The organism is Pseudoalteromonas sp. S2755, assembly GCF_005886535.1.
In the GTDB taxonomy this organism is placed as follows: Bacteria; Pseudomonadota; Gammaproteobacteria; order Enterobacterales; family Alteromonadaceae; genus Pseudoalteromonas.
Genome location: NZ_PNDS01000128.1, coordinates 1 through 1,338, shown reverse-complemented (window position 1 = coordinate 1,338; position 1,338 = coordinate 1). Strand labels below are relative to the sequence as shown.

Here is a 1,338-nt window from a genome sequence, read left to right as displayed (position 1 = left end):
AATCGGACAGCGAGTTAATAAAGCGCTGGATGAATATCAAGGCCAACCACCAATTCGAGGCGTTACCGACAAGCCCACCAAAGCCAAGGCCGATGAGTTGGAGCCGCCAAAAGGGAATGAGTTGCCGGGGGCTGGAAACAAGCCCAAAACACTAGTATCTCGTCTACCAAGAAAAAATGGAAAGTGGGCTACAGGTGTGCCCGGTGATGGTACGTGGCAATCAACACTCAAAGAAGTAAATGAAATTACTGGTGGTCAGCCAATCACATTTAAAAATGGTAGGCCTGACTTTACACCATGGTCTAAGGGCCAAATTGCGTTCGCACCAAATGAATTAAATGGTACACGGCAAGACTTTGGTCAAGTATACAAATATATAGCTGATCAAAAAGGCCTGAAAAGTAAAAATGCCGCTAGGCAATTGCTGAGTAAGCTAGATTTAACTCCACACCACGCTAGTGCTACAATAATCCAGCTTATACCTACGAAATTGCATGGTAATATACCTCATATAGGATCAGCTTCTGATTTAAGAAAAGGAAAGTAAGTTATGATTAAGAATGTTCTTGACTCTCTTGGAGCCATGCCTTTGCATGAATGCAGCGATGAAGTTATTGATATCAATGAGCTTGAAAATAGATTTAAGTTCGAAATACCAGATGAACTAAAGGAACTTTATTCACTATTTAATTCATCAGTTATTTTTGATTCAGGTGCAAAAATTAAGCCTAATCAAGCTACCCCACTGACTGATCATGATGGCTATCAGTCGGTGGAAATTCTTTATGGTATTGATAATCAAGATAACAATATACTCCAGAAAAATGCCATGTACGAAGAACTTGAGCAAAAAGGCTATTTTATTTTTGGCTCCTCTTGTGGTGGCGATCAACTTTGTTTGGGAAAAAGAGATCTCAAAGTCTACTGCTGGGATCATGAAAGTGGTGAAAGCGAACAGGAATTTTATGAGGTTTCTACGAACCTATCTTCATTTTTTCAAGCGCTACAGCCGGATGAAGATGAAGCAACTGATCATGCCTCGAAAATAGACGAAGATAAGTCTTTCCTTTCCTTTTAAATGACTAAGAATAGAATATTGTAGTCAGATCAGTCCTTTTTAAACTGGCTACATTTGGAGTAAATGATCGGGCAAATAATCGATTATCAATAATGACGATGTACTAGCACCATAATTCACTTAAAAGCTGGAGATTGCCGATGATGTCGTAGTCATTGCTGCGTTATCCAAAGTGATATAAAACTAAAAGCGACACTATCATAAACAAAATCCTTCAGATGGTTTGACATAGCATCATCAGACACTGGCAGAATGCAGCT

The 1,338-nt window shown here is 39.4% G+C and carries 2 protein-coding genes; both read left to right on the top strand.

Annotation, left to right across the window (positions count from 1 at the left end; translation table 11 throughout):
* Position 1 precedes the first annotated feature (1 nt).
* The gene (locus CWC03_RS23525) at positions 2-547 is read left to right on the top strand and encodes an HNH endonuclease family protein (RefSeq protein ID WP_249314076.1); all 546 of its coding nucleotides are present in this window, start codon (positions 2-4) and stop codon (positions 545-547) included.
* 3 nt (positions 548-550) lie between these two features.
* Positions 551-1,078 (top strand): SMI1/KNR4 family protein, encoded by a 528-nt coding sequence (locus CWC03_RS18415; RefSeq protein ID WP_069023626.1) that lies wholly within the window; start codon positions 551-553, stop codon positions 1,076-1,078.
* Positions 1,079-1,338: the final 260 nt, after the last annotated feature.